Source organism: Candidatus Poseidonia alphae (genome assembly GCF_943787815.1).
GTDB classification, from domain to species: domain Archaea; phylum Thermoplasmatota; class Poseidoniia; order Poseidoniales; family Poseidoniaceae; genus Poseidonia; species Poseidonia alphae.
On record NZ_CALSNW010000003.1, the window covers coordinates 424,018 to 443,127 of the forward strand.

Here is a 19,110-nt window from a genome sequence, read left to right on the forward strand (position 1 = left end):
AATAATCTCCAACGAGGAAAGTAACTTCCGTCAAAGATGAGCACATTAAGACGTCCTCACGTGACTTTACTCATTCAATGGAGAAGCAAACAAAGAACTCAATCTGTATCTTCCTCGGATTCTTCTGTCTCACTTTCATCGTCGAAATCATAAATTGAATCGTCAGATTCGGGTGATTCATCCTTAGATTCGTTCTCCTGAGCAACTTCGACAGCAGTCTCTTCCTCATCTTCAACGAATTCGTCTTCAGCAAGTTCAGGCAGTTCCTCGTATGATTTTTCCGAGGCTTGTTTCCTCACTGCGAGTGCAACCAACATGAAGGCAATAACAGCGACAATGTAGATGATGTACGGAGTTTCCGCAATTTCTTCGGCAAAAACCCAATTGACTTCATCCGATGAAGTTCCGTTCAGATCTGCCACCATGTCTCCAATTTCAGAGAACGTTACCGGCAGGAATGCTTTACAGTTGAGTGATTGCATTCCCTCATCGTACATGTACCAAACAATCGGAATGTCCTTTGATTCCCCTGCAGCCACGGTTGCAATGAGCGTGGAAGGTTGCGTTTCTGCATCCTTTCCGTTAACATAGCAGCGGAAGTTTGCAGTAGTACCAACATCACCCGTGTTGGTGACGGTGACCATGGCCCCAATGCTTCGATTGACGGTTGCTGTGTTGGCTTCAGGTTCAATGGATGACACTTCAAGATAAGGCAACGGGAGTTCTATGGTGCCGAATGCGGTCATTGGTGCGTCTACTGTTGTGGAGTAAGAGCCCCATGAACTTGAGGAGCCGATGGACAGTGTGATGGTTGCGCTTTCTTGTTGTACGGTACCATCTCCATTCATCCATTCTACAATTCGCTTGTGTTCGGTTGTTGGACCTTCTGCTACGAGAACAATTCTTCCCGTCGAATCGGTGAGGTCGTTCCAATCCGATTTCCCGTATCCCAAATCAGTGATGTCAAGACTACCGTTGGGTATGTTGGTTTGAATCACACGTTCCGAAAGCAGACGAATCCAGCCGTCTGTTGAGCCCCCTGTTCCCTGGGAATTGACGTATGAGATGGATGCATCATCGTGGAGAATGATATCTTCGTCTGAACGTGAACCGGTGATGTTCGTGTCCGACACCGTCACTGCAGCAGTTGTTGATGCTGAGATTGGTGCACTTCCCATCAATGTTGAATCTTCAATGTTGCAAAGCGCATCACAGGTGATGTTTGCTCCGTTGACTTGGCTTGAGATAATGGCGAGGCTTCCGTGTGCAACGATGTCGTATCCCGATTGGAACCAATACATCGGAGCATTGCTGGTGTTCGTGATCTCAGATGCGGTTTGCGTGATGATGGTCCCGCCACCGTAAATGGCCTTGGCCCACAACAAGTAAGTCGGCGTGAAATAGTAGGTGTCAAACGAAATCACTAAGTTTTCGCCAGAAAAGTTTGCATCAAACTCAACGATAGCATTACCGCTGGCTTGCATGGACATGGATGCATTGACCGTTGTTTCTCCTAAGGTGATGTTGAAGAGCGTATCTGCTGGAATTGAATGGTCAAATTTCAACTGTATGATGCCTTCTTGCCCGATGTTCCCGAAATTGAGGGAAACGGTGGCAAGGAAGTCATTCACCCGAATCCCTGAGTTGAGATCGTCGCTCAGCAATGCTCCGTTGGTAACGATCAAATTACCGCCCTCTTCTACCGTGATGGAGGAGTCAATTCCCATGGTGATGTTGGCGCTCACGGTAAGGGTGGACCCGTTTGCAACGGTTACGTGGCCGTTCATGTTCCCGTCTTCTGTCCAACTCTCGTTGGTTGAAATGCTGACATCCTCGCCGGAAGTTGGTGGTGCTGCAGAGGTCAGGGGCACCCCTAAAAGGAGCAGCACAAGAACGATTGCAGTGGGGCGGAATGGAGTTCGCATGGAGTGTTCACAAGTCATGAGTGAATAATACTTCGTCTTTCTTGGGGGGATGCCCAAGGATATGTCTGCCGCGAAGAACTTATGCGTCGGCTTCCAACCAGTAAGAACAATGGATGGAGCAACTGTTGTCGTCGTCGGCAGTGGCGGGCGTGAGCATGCACTTTGCTTAGCGTTGAGTCAATCTGCACAAGTCGCAACAATTCATTGTCTTCCAGGTAATGCAGGGACCTCACTTGTCGCAACAAACCATCAATTGGAAGACGCTTCAACTTCAGGAGTTGTGGCGTACTGCACATCGATTGGTGCATCACTGGTTGTCGTGGGCCCTGAAGCACCCTTGTGCGACGGCCTTGCGGACATGTGCGCAGATGCAGGAATGCCATGTTTCGGTCCCGTTGCTGCTTTGGCCCATCTTGAAGGGTCCAAATTGCATGCGAAAAAGGCCATGGAAGAAGCCGGAGTACCTACGGCGAACTACATTGAACTTAACGGAGAATCTGATGTTGAGGCAGCACTGGACCGATACGGTTCGAACCCATGGGTCATCAAAAGAGATGTATTGGCTGGAGGCAAAGGTGTGGTTGTAACCTCCGATAGAGGCGAAGCTCGTCAGTTCATATTAGCGTCGATTGAGACGGATGGTTTGGTCCTCCTCGAAGCCTTCCTCCCCGGAGAGGAGGCGAGTATGTTGGTCGTAATGGATGGCGTTTCCTTTGTCACACTGCCGGCGAGTCAAGATCACAAAAGAGCATTTGATGGTGATTTAGGTCCAAATACCGGTGGTATGGGTGCATACTGCCCCGCCCCCGTTGTGACATCGAGCGTTTACAATAAGGTCCTTGAGCGAATCGTCAAGCCAATGCATGAGCACTTATCCACCAAATCAACGCCCTATCGCGGTGTGTTGTTCATTGGGCTCATGATCGACGAACACGACGACCCTTATGTCGTCGAATTCAACGTTCGTTTTGGTGACCCTGAATGCCAGGTAACACTGCCGCTTGTATCCAGTGATGTCTTCGATATGCTGTACGGGGCGGCTACCGACACGCTCGATCCATCAATGGTTGCATTTGACTCCTCTTCTGCCCTCACCGTAGTATTGGCTTCTGAAGGATATCCTGCTCGTCCAATAAAAGGAAGAACGATCGAAGGTCTTCAGGAAGCATTGACCCAACAATCCTATCGGCATACTTGGGTGAATGTTGCAGGTGTGATTGAAGGCGATTCAGGAGCATTGATTTCAAGCGGAGGTCGTGTGCTTTCTTGTACTGCAATGGGCCCCTCACTCAAAGATGCACAAGCATCCGCGTACAAATTGTTGAACGGCCTTGAACTAGAAGGCAGTCACTTCCGAACGGACATTGGTTTTCGGGGCATCTCCGGCGAATAAATTCATCACTGCATCAAAGCCATGAAATACGGGTAAAAAGGGTACTGATACGCATAAGGGACTGTATCTAAACCCGTCACCTTCAAGAGGGGTTCACAAGTGGGCAAAATGCATCAGCCTTGAGGCTGAGCCTTGAATAGAGGGATACAAGATGAATGATGAAAAAGATATGAAGGCTGCACAGCCAAATATTGCCTTGGGTTGGCTCTTTGCTCCCTTGGCTGTATTGCTGGCTCTTGCTGCTATGCAAATCGTGGGAATTTCCTACGAAATGGACGTAAATAACCTGATGCCGATGATTGTTGTCGCCATCGCAGGCATGTTGGCCCTTGTGCCTCGTGCTGTTCTTCGTCACCGTGAGATCTCCTCATCACTTCTCTCCCTCGGAGTGTTGGTGGTTTCCATCGTCGGCGCAGAATTACTGTACATGTTCACTGAAGTTGGCGCTTTAGCCGCTTTCATGTTTGCATTCGTCCTTTTGTTTGGAACGAACCTCGACATGCGTGGACGCCATGAATGGAACACCATGCTCATGTTTTCTTCAATCGGTATCTGGCTTGCTTTGGCCGCTTCCGGTGACTACCTTTCCGGACTTGAGACCACGTTCACAAATTCGGATGGACAGTTGCAGTCAACGCTTAGCGTCGGCCGTCAAGCAACAGCATACGTTTTCTTCGCATACTGGACCATGTTCACAGCTCTTGGGTTGCTTGTTGGTTTGCTTGCACGAGGTATTGCTAACCCAGCAGGACGCGAAGGATGGTTTTCCTTTGTCAGTGAAAAAGGTGGATGGAATGCATCTTCTGCTCCGCTCATTTCCGCTCTTGCCGTTTGGGTCCTTGCTTTCGCAGGTTCTCTTTGGCACTTCAACTCGGTTGAACTTATCGACCAGTTTCGACTGACAACCGAAGAAGGCTACCATGGCTATGTTGGCTATTGGGCAGCGTTCCTTACCGGTATTGTCGCTCTAATTGTGGCTGGAATGGTTGCTGAACGATGGTTTACACGAGCAATGCTCACCGGATCGATGTGGACTCTATACCAAGTGTCCTCATGGTACGAAGACAAGATTTGGTACACCGAAAACCTTGCAGGCACTTGGGGTGCATTGCTTTGGCTTGGTATCACGTTCTTTATCTGCGTTGCAATTTACTACATCTCAATTCATGAAAAGTTCGGAGGTTGGGCCAACCGTGGGGAACACGAACCGTCCAACGCTCGGCTCTTCATGAACGCACACGGCGCTGGATTGATGATTGGCCTTGCCTTCATCATCGGGCTCACCATTCGCATCCAATGGTATGCTGTCCCCTCAATGAACGCCTTTGGAACCGGCAACTGGGACATGACCGGAGGTTCTGACCCTTGGTACATGAAGCGAGTTGTGGATTACATCCTCGCCAACAACGCTCACCTCGTTTTCGATGCAGACCGTTTCTACCCGATTGGTGGAATCAATCCTCGTCCACCGCTCTTCACGTGGTCGTTGGCTGTCGGAGCAATGCTCCTCGGACCCTTCCTTGAGAACCCTGAAGATGCTGTTTGGTGGAGCATGCTTGGACTTCCTGCAGTTTACGGAGCTCTAACCATTCTGCCCGTTGCAGCAACAGCAAGGGACCACTTCGGAAAAGGAGCTGCAGTCATCGCAGCATGGCTCATCGCTTTCATGCCGGCTCACGTCACCCACTCAACTTGGGCTCTCGCAGACCACGACTCCTTCGTTATGCTGTTCATCAGCATTGGTTTCATGTATTGGCTACGAGCAGTCAAGTACGCTGGAACGGCTCGAATCACAAAAGAAACATCAGCCCATCCGCTGTCTTTCATCCGTGCCTTCCGAGACGTTTTCACTCACCGACAAGCTGCTGTGTCAAACGCTATCCTCGCAGGTGTCGCTTTCGGTATTGCATCTCTTGGATGGAAAGGATTCGTTGTTGGACCCTCGATTCTCTTCCTTGCCTACGCACTGCAAGTTGCATTGAACATGTTCCGCCGCCGGGACTCAACCGCATTGAGCGTCATGTTCCTGACCATGCTTTCCGTCATCTTCCTGATGGCTATACCGTTCTATGGGCACCCGCATCTTGCACTTGTGTTTAATTCAACTGGACTGCAACCCTTCTTGTTCATCTTCGGGTTCACTCTCGCCATTGCATTCGTCACTACGGGTTACCGTGACAAGCCTTGGTTGCTTGTTCTTGGAACCCTTGTAGGTCTGGCAGCCATCTTCTTTGCATTGCTGTTTGTCCTCAAGACCTTTGAAATTTCAGACGCATGGGATGTTCTCTTCACCGGAAGTGGGTACTTTGCCAAGACCAAGGTTTTCGGAACCATTGCAGAAGCAAACGCACCGAATCGAGCACAACTCTTTGCGTCCTTTGGACCGATTACCTTCCTGCTTGCTCTCGTTATGGGTGGCACATTCCTTTGGCGAGGACTCCGCCACCGACGCTCAACTGACCTTGTCTTCGGTGTTTGGGTCTTTGCGGCGACCTTCATGGCCTGGAACGCAGCACGTTTCATGTTCAACGCCACACCCATCATGGCCATTCTCGGAGCCTGCGGTATCGCAGCACTCGCGAAGTGGGCCAACTGGAGTGGACTGGTCCGCTCTTGGAAGAAGCTTGGAATCCGTACACCTGCAGACCGAATTGCAGGGGCTCGCAAGGCAGTTTGGCGAACACCTCAATTCTCCGCCATCTTCCTCGTGATGTTGATGCTCTTCAGTCAGCAAATGACATACGGGCTTGACTCTGCAATCCCAGGTTCCTCTTCAAGTGCAGAAGGCGACCTTGACGAACGAATTTACGATATCGTCCCCGACATTCTTCGTTTCGACGGCCTCGGTTTCTCCATCCTTGACAGTGCAAGCCACGATGGCCGCTGGTACCTCGGCAACTTTGGTTCCAGTTTCAACGACGACGGATGGAACAGGGGCTATGAATGGCTTGCTGGACAGGATACAAACGTTACCTATTCCGAACGCCCAGCCTTTGTCTCATGGTGGGACTACGGTTTCCAAGCACTCACTACGGGTGGACATCCCTCTGTTTCCGACAACTTCCAATCCGGTATTACTGCAACAGGTAACATGTTGCTCGCCCGGAATCAAGATGACCTGACGGCAATGTTCGTCTGGCAACTTTCGGAAGGAGACCGAACATATGCTTCTACCTCCACCACCGAACCTGGGCCGTTCACAGTTGGATTCCAAAATGTGTTGGAAGATTACCTCACAGAAGAACAAATCGGGGAATTTACAACCATGCAAACTGGTGAGGCTACGATCGACTTCATTCAAGATCGCTCCTTTAGTGTCATCAAGACCAACCGTGGCATCGTTATGGCTGAAGGTTACCATCATGATGGTGGAATCTTTGACACCTCCACTCCAGTGATACGTCTCTACAGTGATGGCGTCCAGATTCCATGCGAATCAACCGTCACGGATGTTTGCATCGGTGATGATTGGGATAAAGAAAATCACATGAGTGCGGCGGAAAGTGAATTCCAAAACAGTATTCGAAGCGGTGAAGACACCGTTGTGGCTTCAACTCACACGATCTTTGGCGATTACTGGTACACAGAGGATTTAATCGATGAATATGAAAGTGTTTCAACCGCTATGCACCGGCAGAATGCCCGTCTCGCAATGTTGACTCAACTTCTAACAGCGGCTTTCGCAGCAAACGATGATGCAACCGTCCATGACATGTATGCTGACCTTATCGACCTTGGTGGAGATGAGGGTTACTACAGTGTACAGGATTACAATGGAGTTCCTGGAGAAACAATCACTCGTGACCACGAGATTCGTTACTTTGCAGTCGACAACCGCCTTTACCCCCGTGCAGGTCGCTACACCGCAGACTACAACTACAACGGCGGTCAACCAATGGGTATTTTCGGAGCACCTACTATTCTTTCAGGACAAGACACTGGAACCTACATGAATGAAGTTTACGAAACCATCCGTGGAGATTTCTCCGACGAAATGACACGTGAGGAAGTCGACCTCGCCATGCAAAAAGATTTCTTGAACCAGCAATCTGGTGCAGTGATTGACCCGTTGCAGATCGAGGATGTGCGAGTTGACCACATGCCTGCTTTCTTTGATACCATGGTTGCACGAACCTACGTCGGTTACGGCGCCTCAACCTTAGGTCTTGATACTGCTTCGTCAAATCCTCAACCGTCTCAACACTTTATGGTTTCAGGAACACCTGGTAGCGTTCTGTCTTCGGCTCTACCGCTCCCCGGTGCAATGATGAATCATTATGTTATTGCGAACTGGTACGACGATGAAACCGAATCTGGAATCACCGATTCCAATACCAAGGTTAAGATTCTCAAATACTATCCTGGAAGCGAAATCACAGGTCAGGTGACCATGAGTGATACGGGCGAAGGAATCCCTGGAATCCGCCTCCTTGTTGAGCGGGACGCTTTCTCTGGCGAAGGCCCTGAGGATTTGGACACCGATACCTATTGGGTGCCGATTGGATTTGTTGATGCAGATGAAAACGGCAACTACGAATATACGCTTCCAGCCGGTCGAATCCGAGTCTCTGCTTTTGCTGGTGAATACGATCCAGTGGCTGCACGTGACTCAATCCGGGACGGTTCTTATGCACAGGTGAACAACAACAACCTGGACATCACCAGTGAAACCAACGGTGAACGTGACGTATACGCTATCACAGCGCTTCTTGGCCAAGTTGCTAACATGACCTGGCTTGGCGATTCAGTGATGAACGTCACTGCGGCAATGGCCAACCGACAAGTTCCTGCCGATGCACCTCTTGATGTTGCAGTCAAGAGCAGCGGTGTTTCTGGAACCGTTACTTGGGCGGGAGACGAAGCATTCAGTGGAGACCCAGTATCCGAAACAACCTTTGTTCTGCGTAACATTTGGTCGATGACTGAAGATTATACCGTCACGACCACAAGTGGCTCGATCATAAGCGAGGAAAGCCGTATTCTCCAAGGAACTGGAGAAGCTACCTTTGCCGAAAATGGAACCTTCCAAAGCACCGGTATCGCTGTTGCTAAGAACTTCATCGGTACCTTTACCCGAGAACTAGGTGATAACCGCATGTTCTTTGCTAACGGTACATGGGATGGAGCTGGTACAATCAAGGCCACATGGATTGAATCTGTGAACTCAACGGACTGCGAATTTGACAACGATTCAATGCCTATCATGCCGGATAATTACACCGTTTGTGCGATTGGTATTGAAGACGGACTTACGAACTACCGTATTGAAGGCGCAGTTAATGCTTCAGGAACCTTCACTTCAGATGGAGTCACAACGCTCACCCGTACCTACGGTGATTACGACTCCGGCAGTGGTGATACCTTCGAAGGTGCTGGATTTTACGAAGGAATCGGTACGTTCAACGGTACTGGATTGTTCATTGGAGCAGGTTCCTTCTCAGGCCCGATGGTTGAACCAGGTTCGTTTTACAGAACTGGACTCTTGCCCGGTACATACAATATGGTAGCACTGCTTGAAAACAACAAATCTGTTCTCTTGCCTGACCCAGTTGTGATTGGAGTTAATCCAACCTATGACTTGGAGATGACCATGCCTGGAGCAATCTTTGAGGGAGTGCTTCAAGACATGACGGGAGAACTTCTACCAAACCAAACCATTGAGTTTGTTGATGTTGATCTTGGTGAAGACTTCATGACTGAAATCAACACCGATGAAAATGCTAGTTTCAGTCATGGCCCAATTCCTAAGGGCGATTACTATTACCGCATTGATGTTGACAACGATGAATGGTATGATTTGAACGAAACAGCAACCGTTGGTGATGATACAACCAACATCACGATTGCATTTGGTGTCCCTGAAACCATTGACGTAACACTTCATCTCGTGTCCCCAATCAACCCAACAACTCAAGAACCACTTTTCAACGTCTCAAACCGCATGATTACATTTGACAATACTGCAGGTATTCTCGACCCGGTTAACGTGACTTCTGACGAAAACGGTCGTGTTTATGCTGAATTGTTGTTTGGAACCTACGACATTCGAGATGATGTGAACAGTGACTACGTGCTCTTTGACCAAGTTGAACTCGAACCCGGTTCCGATGACATTGAACGAAACATCACCTACGCTGAATCCGTTTACATCAACGGGAGCCTGCGCGCTTACCCCGGCTCCGCTGAAGACTTCAGTTTGTGGCTAGAATCGCCTGATGAAGACAAGGTCGAAACAAGTGATGCAGCTTCTGGAGTAACAGTTCTCTTCCAAAGCGGAGTACTTTCGTTCACATCAGTTACCAACACAACTGGACACTATTCAGTTCGCGTGCCTGCCGGATTTGAGTACCACATGACGACAAGTTCCTCTTTCACCAACCTTGGTGGAGGGCAACTCATCAATGTCGCAACGGCCGATAACTTGGATATGGGCATCATGTATCTTGAACCAACAACACAAGTGAGCGGAATCATCTTCCTCTACGATAACGAGACTCGATGGAGCAGCACAATTCCTCGCTGGGTAGCCCCTGAAATTACAGCAACGAATCAAGATGGACTCCAATGGACAACCACCGCTAATGAAGTAGGTGAGTTTGATATCAATCTGTTAGACGGTACATGGACGCTAAGTGTTGAGGAAGAACTTCTGAACATTGAGTCCATCACCGGCCTTGAAATCAACGGAAGCCGCAACGGTTCTCAGATGGGTGAAGAAATGTCACTCATGGAACTTTTCGCACAGCCGGCTGCTGTTGATGTCTCGTTTGAGATCTTCCTCAACTCTGCAGAAGACGGTTCATTCGAGAACGGAACAAAGGTCTCCCCCGAGTTCCGGCTGGTACCTCTTGATGAAACAAGAGATGATCTCTACATCACAGCAGACAACTACACCAGCAACGGTGTAGCAAATGTTTCGTTAACACCAGGAACCTACACGCTCACGTTCAACCGAACAACAGCAGATTCCGAAAACGCCACAGATTACGACCTGATTGGTGAAATTATCTTTGATGAGATTTACATCGGTCTTGACGGTCCTGAAGAGGCCCTTCCGGTTCCGCTGAAGGAAACCTATCGTGTCACAGGTACGCTCTTGAATTCTACCGATGAAGGTATGATGAATGCATTCTTGCTCTACAATGAAGAAGAAGACCGTTGGTTCTCAGATATCGGTTCCGACGAAAATGGAACTTTTTCAGCCTATGTCCCATCCGGTGACTGGTTGATGATCGTCGCACCGTTCATGAACGGAGAATCCACCGAGACCCTGCGTGCTACGCTAAGTGTAGGCGATGACGCATCCACTCGACTCAACCAGACCTACACGACCGTTCCAGCAGTGAACGTTCTGGTCCAACTTAAGGAGCTGTTGACACTGAACAACCTCGCTGACATGAACCTCGTAGCAGTGAGCGAAGATGGGTTGGGTAACGTGACCCTTGAGAAAACTGACATTGATGGAAACACCTCCGAAATGCTCATGCCGGGCAGTTGGAGTTTCTACCTAAACAAGTCTTCTGGCCAGCAAACCTGGTACTTGGACACATCAGCAGATCCATTTGACATGACCGACGCAGTCAACAATTCGTTGACACTCGACCCAATCTTTGCCGAACTGGAAGTTGAGATTGGTGGTAAGGTGTATTGGGACCTTGACAACAACAGCGCCCCCTCCTTTGGAGAAGGCCTTGGTGGATTCAACGTTACCGTAATTGGTACCAACAACACCGATGTTAACACCAACGTTACAACCGACGAAAACGGTGTTTGGACGCTCTTTGTCCCAATTCAGGATGTATACAACGTTACGGTCGAAAAGGAAGGATTTGATACAGTCTACTACATGAACGACAACGAATCAGGCTTCCCAGTTTACAACAGCACACAATCTACCGACATTGAAGTTATTGCTGGTATGGTGGACGTTTCTGGTACGATTACGGATCAAGTTGACTCCAGTCGTTTGCTGGGTGCAACCATAGAACTCCATCCTAAATCTGGCGTTGAGCGAGATTCAGTTCTTGTCTTGGGCACGATTGTTAACGATACACTGGAATGGTCCACCTCGGTTCAACCGGGTGAATGGATTGTCGTCGTCACCGATGCTAACCCTTCGCCAAACGGTGGCGGTGTCACCGTTGGTATCCTTGACGCAAGTGTTTCCAATGGTGGTAATCTCTCGATGGAGATGGCTCTTGGAGGCAACCTTGTGCTTAACAGCGAATGGTATCCTCTCGGCGCAACCTCACCGTTGCATGCTGGTTCGGACAACGCTCAAGCGGAAGTCATGGAATCTGATGCGGAACTCGAAATCACGTTTGACGGAATGTCCTGGATGGTCCCTCTACCAGCAAGCGGTACGCTCAATCTGCTTATGCCGGAAGGTAGCATCGTCTTTGACAGTACCTTCATGACAACACAACATGCGAACAACTTGGAAATGGAATACTTCGGTGGCCAAAGCATGACCGTTGCTTCTGATTCAACCATAACGGCTACTCTTGAGTACAATCGACGTGTGAACTCAAACTTGGACCTCGAATTCAACAGTGTTGAAGGAGCGACTCTTGTGAATGCAATTGATGTTGAAATCGGAGCAGTCGTGTCAACGACGAACAACAGCGCCTATGACCAATTCACCTTCTCGGTTGATGCGGTTTACAACGGAACTGAAACCCTTGATGTATTCACAGTTACAGCTGAAATGGGCTTGGCTCAAGATTCAGACCTATGGACCGTTGAACTTTACAATGAATCGAGCAAAGAATGGGAGGCATCCACCTTGATGACGCTTGGAATTGGAAATGAAACCGGTGCAGACGCAGTTCTCAGCGGTAACATCAGCGTTCGTGTTACGCTACCATCGGTTGAAGATGCCTGGCATCTTGACGACGGACATCGTATCTCACTGCGACTTGAAACCGAATTGGGTGAAGCCAGTCAGATCACTGTTAAAGCAGTCGTTCCAACGGATTATGCGTATGAGATTACTGGGGCAACAGAGGTCATCGGTATTTCCCCATTGGTCTCTCGAGAATTTAGCTTTGACGTGACCAATAACGGTAACGGACGAGACACCTTCACCATGGAGCTCCTCGAAAGCGGAATTCCGGAAGGCTGGTCTGTAACCCCAATGGATTCATCGCTCACACTTGCTAAGGGCGAGACACGGGTTCAGCCATTCACGGTCTTTGCACCAGCAAACTTCAGCGAAGACGATGGCTTTGACCTCAAGGTCTACATCGAAAACCTTGGACAAGAAGCCCAGCAAGTTGATGTCACCATCCAGTATGCACAAATCAAACTCTCCGTGGACCATGGGGATATCCAAACTGAATCCGATGACATCGCTGGTGAAGCAGGTGATGTCGTGATTCCAGTGAAGAACAGCGGTTTGCTAGATGCAACGTCTGTCATCGTTTACTTCTTGCCTAACGGAGAAACTGTAGAGCGGCAACAAACGATCTCAGTCCCTGCTAACACGACTGTGAATGCGGTGTTTGATAACATCACAAACCCACAGGGTGACCATCGGTTCGAAGTACGAATCGAAGTCGTAGGAGAAGAGGCAAACAATGTTGAATCCATCATGCATGATGGAAAGGTCGTTGAAAACGGTGCCTTTGATTTCCAACTTCGTTATGACCCTGCACCTTCATCGGGCTCAGAGTCGATCTGGCTTACACTTGGTGTAGTTGTTCTGGGACTCCTCGTCATCTACGGTGGTGTCAAGACAGCACGTAGCGGTCGCTCCGGTTCCAAGTTCTGATTTTAGAACAATTACGTCCCTTGTCAAACAAGGGTTCATGAAGCAAACGATGTGATAGTCGCCACTATGGAGGGTCTTGACCACGTTGAGTATCTTCCTGAGCCTCATGACCGGAGCATTGTTTCTGCTGTGGATCCTGCAGTTGTAGGTCATCAAGACGGTTGGCGTTCTGAAGTCATGGGATGGGCTCCAATGGTTGCACAGCCAGTGGTTCGAGCGAGAAGGCGGGCATTGACTGCGACGAACATGCTTGGTTTTGCCGTGTTCGTTTCCATTAGCATGCTGTTGTGGCAAAATGACCTCCTCGTTGTTGACATTCCGCTACCGGATTCAGAATGGGCCTTTGAGGCCACAGGCGTCCGAGGCCTCAATGAAGACGGACTGAGTGGCGAAGGAATCCGCCTTTGCATGGTCGATACTGGGATTGACAATCAACATGAGGCCTTTGCTGGAAAAGATATCCGGTTTCACGACCTTATTGGGGATTCATCTGCACCTAGGGAATACGGTGCAGTCGCCCACGGGACCTTGATGGCTGGAATATTGATTTCCGGTAGCCATCAAGCCGGCATTGCTCAAAACGTGACGTTTGCAATGGTTGCAGCACTCCAAGATGACGGTTCGGGACAAAACAGCGGATTGGAGTCTGATGTCGGAGACGCCATTCGGTGGTGTCAATTTCAATTTGAAGCGGACATCATCTCCTTGTCGCTAGGTGGTACTCCAAATATGGACGGCCAGCGTGAAGGAGATTCAGTATCAGCAACACGGCAAGCCACCGATAGCGGAATATTTGTCGTGGCTGCTGCCGGTAATGACGGGGGTTCCGGTGATGACGGAGACGTGGCTGCACCGGGGAACGTCCCCAGAGCCATCTCGGTTGGCGCTACGACTCGACAGGGCCAAGTGTGGGTGAATTCCTCTGTTGGTAGCGATACTGGGGACGAGACCCCACGCCAACACCCCCACATGAAACCCGAAATTGTAGCTCCAGGTCACCGAATTATCAGCACCGGTGAAGATAATCTTTGGTACACGAGCAGCGGTACCTCTGACTCGACTGTTTTTGTCGCCGGCGCCCTTGCGTTGTTGTTGGAAGCCCACCCTCAACTTCGCCCCGACGGTCAAAGCGATGGTTCGTGTGTCGACCTCGTCAAAACGGCTCTGATGAATTCGGCCCAATCCATTGGGCAGGGGGAAGATCATCATCCTTATGCCGGCTACGGTCAAGTTGATGCTAGAGCCTGGATCGACGAAATCAAACCAGGAGCCGCCTGCTAAGAACGTTTTACCCTTCTCAATGTTTGATTTGGAGCGTTGGAATACAATACTGTCTTCGTATTTTATGACCTTTTTCCGGTAGAAAACTTTCTTTATTCGGCGAATTCATTGATATTATTAAGCCTAATTGATACTTTAAGGGCGACAATCATGGAGCAGTATTATATTCGGCCCGTTCATGGGGAGAATAGGTGCATCCCTCATGTCACAAAATTTGAAAGTCAAAAGTTTCTCAATCGTAACACTGTTTTTGCTCTCTTTCTTACTCGGCCTAGTTGCCTTGCCTGAAGTCTCAGCCGTCAATGAAACAACCAAAGGAACCGTAACCGGTGTTGAGACTTGGTCAGGCACCATGACGCTCCAGGGCGATGTTGAAGTTGCAGAGGGTGCAAAACTCATTGTCAATGCGGGTACTACTGTGAATATTCCGTACGGTAATTTCATTGATGTTCGTGGAGCCATATGCATCGGGGATTCGGCTTGTGGCGCCAGTGCGGGCTCTTCCTCCAGTCAGGCTCGTTTCATTTGGACCAAGCCAACAGCACAAGGATACACCGAAACTGGACGTTGCCTGAGCAACCAATCACAATTGCTCAACAATCCCGATGCAGCTTGCGGTTCTGGTGTGATCATCCGTGATACCATCGACCAATCGTTGACCTCCATCAATTATGCACACTTTGAGAACGGGTACGGATATCCTACCTTTGTGGGCGCAGGCACCCAGAGCCAGTCGATAAAATACGGAGTTCTGGTCTTTGACGGTTCGAGCACTACCGCACGAGGATTGTCGTTCAAGGACACCAACACATCCAACGTTTTGGCGGTGGATTTCGCGGCTCCAATGATTTCAGAATCCGAATTTACGAACGGCATTGACGAACAGACGTTCAAGGCCTCCGCCGTGCGAGCCTACGGGGCCGGGGCAGGAATTCTTTCCACGTTCAAACTGGAAAGTTCAGTATTCACCGGTGATGATGCAGATTGCGGTAGCCAAGGCGGTGGCCTATCGGTCCTCGTTGTGGAGGAAAGCTATGTCGATATGGACGACCTCGAAATTAAAGACTCATCTTACGGAGTTCTCATGGAGCGAAGTTCAGGTTCCTTGACCAATTCGGACATCACTGTCAAGTGCAATGCAGTTGATACCACCTCGGTAAAAACAACGGGAACCATCAACCACATACTCACCGTTAACAACAACATACTCACGACCACAGAAGGGGCTGGACTGACCGCCTATGAAGGTGCAAACGTCTACGCAGAAGGAAATACTATTTCTGGTGCAAGTGAAGCATCTGGCGTTGGAATAAGTGCCTCAAAAATTGAACTTCACGGCAACACCATTGGACCAATTGGCGGTTATAATGGACTGTGGATCTATGGAAAAGATTCAGATGTTATCGCTGAAAACAACACCATCAAAGAAACGACCAAGGAAGCCGTTAACATCGGGGAATACCATCACGAAGACTACAGTCAAAGCAAGGACTACGCAGCAAAGCGTCTTTATTTCGCTAACAACATCATCCAAAACAACTCCGGCACGTGCGAGTCGGTCATTTATGGTGGAGAATTTGCTTGCCCTGCAATCCACGTCTTCATGGCTTCTGCTACCATCATTGACAACACGATTTCTGGCAATACGGGTGACATCATTCGAGCAACAGGCAGCATTGTGAACGTCCAAGGAAACACTGGCGACTCAGCCTTTGGCTATGCGGGCAACATCTCGGTTCATGACGACCCAACAACCAATATGAAGTACGGCTCAGTGGCGTACTTTTCGGGCAATACTTGGACCGGTGTTTCTCAAGTTTACAACGTCACAGAATCTCGACTCACCGTTCAAAGCGAGCAGATCCCATCCCCAGGTAACAATGAACTCTACCCGATTTCCATAAGCTGGATGAGCGCTGAATGCCCCTACGTGCAAGTCGAATGTTTGTCGCTATCTGAAGCATCCACCATGCCTCCTGCACAAATGCCTCTCGCGATTGAACTGATCGAAAATGCTACCGTGTTTTCCTTTGCAGACCTCCAGAACTTTGACTCTTCAATGATTCACGTCCAAAACCAAAACTCGGCATGGGGCTCACAAGTTCGTGAAGGTGAACTCGTTCGATACCAAGTTAAGGCTAAGAACAGCAACGTTGCTGGTGCAACGGTCATCATCAAAGACGCAACTGGTTTGCCCTTGTATGAGTTGACGACCGACGCATTCGGATTTACGCAACAAGTTTCACTTCCTTCGGACTTCCTCCTTGACCGCAATTGGAATCACAAAGTTGGTGACAAGAATGCTATCATCCCTGGCTCAGGCAACCCGCCCATCACAATGGATGAAGATTCTTGTGCGGATGGGATTGATAACGATGGCGATACACTCATTGATGACGACGACGCAGACTGCATTAACGGACGTGAAATGCCGTTCTACACGGTTGAAGCGTTCAAGTTCGGAAGCGGTACTAAGGACTTCTCATATGTTCTCTCAGGCCCAATTGATGACGTCATCAACCTTGACAATCTACGCCCGGGCGTTACCGTAACTCAGCAAGACGGTGTTTCGTTCGCAACCAAGGTTGACCTCACCGGACAAGCGTGGGACGGCGTCAAGTGGCCTTATGCAAACGACAACACAGCCAGCACGAAACAGTTTGGTATGATCACCGCTGTTGAAGTCCAACCGCCAGGCACCAATGATTGGTATTCAGCAGTTGACACCTCTGGTGCTAACGGTATGATCACAATGGAAAACCATCCGTTCAAGGATTGGTCGTTTGTTTGGGATATGTCTGCGCATGCTGGTGGAGAGGGAGACGTAACATTCCGTGTTCGCTCCTACGACGGACTTGACTATTCCCCTGTTTCCGTTCGTCAATACAAACTGAATCTTGTACCTCCTACCATCGTTGTTGATGTTCCAAACTCGGGAAGCACTCATACAAATGGAAAAGTGTTGTTCCAAGGAACAGCAGCAGACCCCTACGCAGGGACATACGGTAGCGACGTTCAGAAGATTTGGTTCCATATCACCAGTCCAGAAAACGATTACATTTCCCATTATTACGAAGAAGGCTCAACAAGCTGGTCCCACGAGTGGGACTTTTCTGAACTTCCATCCGGTGAATACACCTTTGAGGTCTGGGCATCGGATAGCGACTTTTGTATCGATGTAGCAGTAGCACCAGAAGACGGTGGAGTTTGTGTCATTGAGACTCGAGTTCTGACCATCGTCAATGAAAACACTCCGCCTCAGTTGCAACTCACCTGGATTGGTTCTGCAGACCAAATGACCGGCGGTATTGATGGAGATACAGTACGAGCATCCGATGATACAACAATTGTTGGTGTTGCTCGTGACATCGGCGGACAGGTAACTCGTGTGGAAATTGAGATCGTAGACCTCGGTACCAGTATCACTCTCAACAATGGACCTCTTCCAGTGACCTCCTTCAATCCCGATGGCTCATGGTCGGCGACCTGGGATACCTCCAAACTTGACCATGATGGTGTATACGAAGTCACCGTACGCGCATACGACGGTGAGGACTATTCTGTGGATACGGTCTGGCGTATGACCATTAACAATCCAATTGACGCCAACAACATTGACCCTGTCTTCAACGATGCCGGTTGGATTGGAAGTGTGACCATCTTCTGTGATTCTCAATCAAATTCGTTTGACCGATGCGGTGGAGGGGCTACGATAGACCTGACTCAATTTTTCAGTGACCCTGATGGTATTGGCGAGGCTAGCGATGCACTTTCCTTCTATGTTTACAACGATGCCGGAACACTTGAAGATGACGACTATTCATCGTACATCCGTATCACTGCAGATGGAAAAGCGATCTATGATCCGATGGATTCGATTGCACAGGTCACCAGTGAAATACCTGAATGGTCACTCAATGGAGTGATGTTTTATGCAGAGGATGACCAAGAATCCAGGGCCTATTCAATCAAGGTAAACTTCCTCGTACGAGCAGTTGCTTTCAGCGTTGAACGTGTTGATAGCGGACCAATCACTCCAGATGATCCAGCATCCTTCCAGGGTGAAGGACTGCCTGGTAGTACGGTCAACATCAGGTTTGCTAATGGAAACGCAAAACTCAACTCGACGAGGGTTCTTTCCGATGGAACATGGACCATGGACTTGACAAACAGCCAACTCAGCATGGAAGGAAATGAAGAAATAATTTTCGAAATGGACGGTCAGGTTTTCAAATTTGCAGGAGAGACTGAAAACGGAGAGTTCAGCATTGTCGTTTCAAGCGGTAATGATGATGATTCTTCACTCTTGAGCATCATCTTGATCGTAGGCGGTATCATTGTTCTCCTCGGTGTTGGAGCCTTCTTCTTCGTTGAATTTGAAGAGATTCCAGATGTCTCAGAAGAGGACGATGAAAACCTCGCTGCTGCAGAAGACCCCTATGCATGGGCCAAAGCCAAGAAGACGGTAGAAATTCCCCAGCAAGAAGTAACGGCTCAAGCGGTAGCAACTCCTGAAGTTGCCGCTGTACCTGCGGAGACATCTCAGCATCCTGGCTGGATCTGGGACGAAGGAACAAACCAGTGGGCTCCTGACCCTGACTACACTCCGGATCAGTGACGGTTGAATCGAGTTGAATCAAATGGCAGCGCAACCTAAGCCAGGTGTACAAGAGAGAATCCTCTTGCACCTCCTTGACTATTCGGATTTCAAAAATAGCATTGAGGTACCTTTTGCTTTG

General features: G+C 49.2%; 5 protein-coding genes. 4 read left to right on the forward strand and 1 reads right to left on the reverse strand.

The window, feature by feature from the left end:
• Positions 1-98: 98 nt before the first annotated feature.
• The gene (locus AAA857_RS06635) at positions 99-1,943 is read right to left on the reverse strand and encodes a hypothetical protein (protein WP_338174169.1); all 1,845 of its coding nucleotides are present in this window, start codon (positions 1,941-1,943) and stop codon (positions 99-101) included.
• Positions 1,944-2,034: 91 nt separating this feature from the next.
• Here AAA857_RS06635 and purD point away from each other — a divergent pair, with 91 nt between their 5' ends.
• The 4 genes from purD (at position 2,035) to AAA857_RS06655 (ending at position 18,989) form a co-directional block, all read left to right on the forward strand.
• Positions 2,035-3,318: a phosphoribosylamine--glycine ligase gene (purD, locus tag AAA857_RS06640; protein WP_338174170.1), complete on the forward strand. Its 1,284-nt coding sequence runs from the start codon at positions 2,035-2,037 to the stop codon at positions 3,316-3,318.
• 151 nt (positions 3,319-3,469) lie between these two features.
• Positions 3,470-13,090: an STT3 domain-containing protein gene (locus tag AAA857_RS06645; RefSeq protein WP_338174171.1), complete on the forward strand. Its 9,621-nt coding sequence runs from the start codon at positions 3,470-3,472 to the stop codon at positions 13,088-13,090.
• A gap of 66 nt (positions 13,091-13,156) precedes the next feature.
• The gene (locus AAA857_RS06650) at positions 13,157-14,371 is read left to right on the forward strand and encodes a S8 family serine peptidase (RefSeq protein WP_338174172.1); all 1,215 of its coding nucleotides are present in this window, start codon (positions 13,157-13,159) and stop codon (positions 14,369-14,371) included.
• Between the two features lie 202 nt (positions 14,372-14,573).
• Positions 14,574-18,989: a right-handed parallel beta-helix repeat-containing protein gene (locus AAA857_RS06655; RefSeq protein ID WP_338174173.1), complete on the forward strand. Its 4,416-nt coding sequence runs from the start codon at positions 14,574-14,576 to the stop codon at positions 18,987-18,989.
• The last annotated feature ends 121 nt before the right edge of the window (positions 18,990-19,110 follow it).